Annotated in this window: 3 protein-coding genes; all 3 read right to left on the bottom strand. The window is 68.0% G+C overall.

Going from position 1 to position 4,291, the window contains the following annotated elements:
* Nucleotides 1-724, bottom strand: a 724-nt coding sequence (locus tag AX730_RS00015; protein WP_198146934.1) for an MCP four helix bundle domain-containing protein, incomplete at its 3' end; no start/stop codon positions are given.
* 99 nt (nucleotides 725-823) lie between these two features.
* Nucleotides 824-1,228, bottom strand: coding sequence for a hypothetical protein (locus AX730_RS00010; protein WP_062350208.1), 405 nt, complete (start codon nucleotides 1,226-1,228; stop codon nucleotides 824-826).
* Between the two features lie 152 nt (nucleotides 1,229-1,380).
* Nucleotides 1,381-3,990 (bottom strand): EAL domain-containing protein, encoded by a 2,610-nt coding sequence (locus AX730_RS00005; protein ID WP_083537601.1) that lies wholly within the window; start codon nucleotides 3,988-3,990, stop codon nucleotides 1,381-1,383.
* Nucleotides 3,991-4,291 lie beyond the last annotated feature (301 nt).

Here is a 4,291-nt window from a genome sequence, read left to right as displayed (position 1 = left end):
GGCTGGTGTCGATCTTGCCGTCCAGCTTGCCGGCGGAGACATCGTTGGCCACGCGCACGGCTTCGCCGACCGCATTGGCGATGGCACGGGCGAAGAACCACGCCAGGGCCAGGCCGCCGACGATGCCGACAAGCAGCATGACGATCATCAGCGTGCTGGAGGCGGTGTAGGTGCTGCTGGCGCTGGCGCTGGCGGTCTTGGCCTGCTGGTCGACGACATTGATCAGGGTGGCCAATGCGCTCGTCGCCTTGCGGTGCTGGTCGCGGGTGGCGCCGATGAAGGTGTCCACCGCATCGTCAGGCAGGCCGAGGTCGAGCATCTCCTGCACCTCGGTGTAGGACTGCTGCGCCGCCTTCCATTCCTTGGCGAAGGTGTCGTAGGCCTTCTTCTCCTCGGCGCTGGTGATCAGCTTGGCGTAGTCCTTGCTCGCCTGGTCGATGCGCTTCTCGGTCTCGCCGGCGAGCTTTCTTGCCTCGGCCTTGACGGCATCGCTGGCGCGAACGTGCTGGCGATAGGAGTTCGTGCGGTACTCGCCCAGCAGGCTCTGCAGATCACCTGCGGCCTTGACGCTGGGCAACACGTTGGCGGTGACTTCGGTGGTGGCACCGTTCAATGAATTCAGGCCGACGAACGCGGCGATGCCCTGGACCAGCATCAGGGCCAGCACGACGCCGAAAGCAAGCATCATCTTCGTCGTCAGTTTGAGGTTCTTGATCCGCTGCATGGGATTCTTTTTCCTTTACCGGGGCGCGTGCCGCGCCGCTCTTTCAGTGGCCAGCAGGACAGGACAGGGCAGGGCGTGGCGCCCTGCCCGTGGAACGGCTTAGCGGATCGTCGCCAGCTTCAGGTTCGACGGCGAGCTCACCACGATCTCGGCGCGCGCCTGGTCACGCTCGATGGTGCCGATCACGCACACGTCCTTGCCTTCCAGCTCTTCCGGCGCGGGCTTGAACTTGGCGCGCGCGTCACCGGGGATGCGCGCGGTGAACGTGTGGCGCGGGAAGTTGCCGCCCATGTACAGGAAGGTCGGGGTGCCTTCGGTGTTCTCGGCGAAGCGGGCCTTGCCGACCTTGCCGCAGACGGTGCCGGCCTTGCCGGTGAAGCGCGATGCCATGTCGGCCGGGATCGCATTGTCGATCTGCGACTGGCTGCTGGCCGGGGCGGCGGGCATCAGCAGGGCGGCGCCGACAACGGCGATGGACAGGGTCAGGACGGATGCGATCTTCATGCCAGGAACTCCGGATGGGCAGTGATGGTGGGAAATGCTCATCGCCTGAGATCGGCCGGCCAGGATCAAACTTGAGTGGGTGGCAGCGCGTCGCGGGGCGGGTGTGCGCGAATGGGAAACGCATCACAGTTCGCCGGTCCCCGGCAACGGCGTCACGCCGGAATGCGCTCGGCGTCCGCTTCGCGCGCGGCGGTGTAGTCCTGTGTCTGCAGCCAGTGTTCCAGCGGCCCCGGCGGCAGCGGCGGCGAGAACAGATAGCCCTGCAGCACGGGGAAGCGTTGCTCGGTGAGGAAGCGGCGCTGCGACTCGGTTTCCACGCCCTCGGCCACCACCTTCATGCCCAGGCTCTCGCCGATGCGCAGCACCGACGAGGTCAGCGTGCGTGCGATGGCGCTGGTGTCGATGTCGCGCACGAAGCTCTGGTCCAGCTTCAATTCGCTGATGGGCAAGCGGTGCAGGTGGCTGAGGCTGGAATAGCCGGTGCCGAAATCGTCCAGCGAGAGGCGCACGCCCAGCAGGTAGATCGCCTCGATGTTCTCCAGCACGTCCGGGTCCGGATCGAGCATCACGCTCTCGGTGATCTCCAGCGTGAGGTCGGCCGGCACCAGGCCGTGTTCGTCGAGCAGGTCGGAGATCTGCAGCGACAGCTGCGGATCGCGGAAGTTGATCGCGGAGATGTTCACCGAGATGCGGGGGATGTCGATGCCACGGCGACGCCAGTCGGCCATCTGCGCGCACGCCTGGCGCAGGACCCACAGGCTGAGGTCGGCGATCAGGCCGCATTCTTCGGCCACCGGCACGAAGCGCGACGGCGGGATGACGCCGAGGTCGGCGTGGTGCCAGCGCAGCAGCGCTTCCACGCCGTACAGCTGGCGGCTGCCGCCACCGCCCACCTGCGGCTGGTAGTGCAGGCTCAGCTGGTCCAGCCGCAATGCATCGCGCAACGCGGTTTCCAGCGACACGCGCTCCTGCGCCAGCCGGTTCATGTCGACGCTGAAGAAGCGGAAGCTGCTGCCGCCATCGCGTTTGGCGCGGTACATCGCCATGTCCGCGTGGCGCACCAGCAGGTCGATGTCGCGACCGTCGTCCGGGAACATCGCCACGCCGATGCTGGCGCTGGGATGCAGGGTCATCAAGCCCGCGGTGGTCGGCGCGGCGATCGCGCCCAGCAGGCGCTCCGCCACGCTGCCCGCCTGTTCGGCGCTGCACATCGGCAGCACCGCGACGAATTCGTCGCCGGCCTGGCGGCCGACGATGTTGATGCCGCCCAGTTCCTCGCTGAGGCGCGCGGCGACATCGCGCAGCAGTCCATCGCCGGCGGCGTGGCCCTGTGCGTCGTTGACGCGCTTGAAGCGGTCCAGGTCGATGAACAGCACGGCGGCCGTGCCGTTGGTCTGGGTGACGTTGGCCAGTGCCTGCTCCGCCTTGGCGCTGAACATGATGCGGTTCGGCAGGCCGGTCAGCGTGTCGTAGAACGCCAGCTGGTGCACGCGCTCGTTGGTCTGCTCGCGTTCCAGCGTCAGCGCACACAGGTGCAGGCAGGTATCGGCGAGGCGCTCGTGCAGCTCTTCGGGACCGCGGTTCTCGCGGTAGTAGAACGAGAGCGTGCCCAGCACGCGGCCGCTGCTCGACTTGATGGGGTGCGTCCAGCAGGCGCGCAGGCCGAGCGGCGTGGTCAGGTGGCGGGTGTTGGCGCACAGCGGATCGCTGGCGATGTCCTTGACCAGCACCGCACGGCCGCGCCACGCGGCCACGCCACTGACGCCGGCGCGCGGCCCGATCGGCAGGCCGTCGATCTTGCGCGCCCAGGCTTCCGGCAGGCTGGGCGAGGCGAGGGCATGCATCAGCCCCTCGTTGTCCACGGTGATGATGGAAACCGTCAGCTCGGGCGCGATGTGCTCCACCTCGCGGCAGATCAGCGTCATCACGTCGGTGACGTTCCATTCGTGCACCAGCGCGTCCAGCACCTTGTTGTGCAGCACCTGGTGCATCTTGGTCTGGGTGATGTCGCTGAGCACGCTCACCAGGCCCAGCAGCGTGCCGTCTTCGTCGTGCACGGGGTTGATCGCGGTGGACAGCCACAGCGGGCGGCCGGCCTTGGTGTACAGCAGCACTTCGGTCTGCAGGCCCTCGCCGGCGGCCATGGCGCGGCTGATGCGCTCGTCCAGGCTCGCGTCGGTATGCGGCCCGGACAGCAACTCCGAGGGCTTCACGCCGCGCAGTTCCTCCAGTCGGTAGCCGAGCATGCGGGTGAAACCGCTGTTGACGTAGACGACCTCGCGCTCGGCCGAACTGATGAAGATCGCGTTGTCGCTGCTGTCCACCACGATGGACAACTGCCGCAACCGTGCCAGTTGCCGTTGCTGGTCGCCGGTGTCGCGGATGAAGGCGGTATGGAAGACATGCTCGCCGATGACGACTTTCGACATCGACACCGAACAGGCGTTCTCGCTGCCATCCGGCCGCACCAGCTGCGCATCGCGATGGCTGCCCAGCAGGGACGCCAGTGTCGACTCGGCGGTGCCGCCGGCCTGCGTCTCCGCCAGCAGGCGCGTGAACGGCAGGCCGTGCACGTCCTCGCGGCGGCAGCCCCACAGCGCTTCGGCCGCCGGATTGAACAGCACCACGCGGTGGCGGCTGTCGATGACGAAGGCCGCATCGACGGACTGCTCCAGCACATGCCAGAGGCTGTCCTGCGCCGGCTCGACCGGCGCTTGCGCGTCGCGCAGCGGGGCCAGTGCGTTCAGCGTACGGCGCAGCATGCGCTGTCCTCGCCGTGCACGGGTGCCGGATGGCTGGCGTCGTCGTTGGCAGTGGGTGCGACGGTCATCGGGAGCCGGGAAAGTGAACCTTCTGGGGACGTATCGGCCAGCGCCCGGGTTACTTGAACGCGGTCACGGGACGGGCGGAGCGCGGCGTAGGGGCCTGTTCAGAACTCCTGCCAGTCGCCCTCGGCGAACGCCGGCTCCGGCGCGCGGGCGACGGGTTTGCGGGCGATGGCCTTGGCGGCGGCCGGCGTGGGCGAAGACGCCTTGGGTGCGGCGGCGATCGCCTTGCGCACCG

Source organism: Pseudoxanthomonas mexicana (genome assembly GCF_001556105.1).
Lineage (GTDB): Bacteria > Pseudomonadota > Gammaproteobacteria > Xanthomonadales > Xanthomonadaceae > Pseudoxanthomonas_A > Pseudoxanthomonas_A mexicana_A.
This window is presented reverse-complemented; position numbering and strand designations above follow the sequence as displayed.

Excerpts from the sequence above, each read along its gene's own strand:
- AX730_RS00010 (WP_062350208.1), bottom strand. The coding sequence starts at position 1,228 with ATGAAGATCGCATCCGTCCTGACCCTGTCCATCGCCGTTGTCGGCGCC.
- AX730_RS00005 (WP_083537601.1), bottom strand. The coding sequence starts at position 3,990 with ATGCTGCGCCGTACGCTGAACGCACTGGCCCCGCTGCGCGACGCGCAA.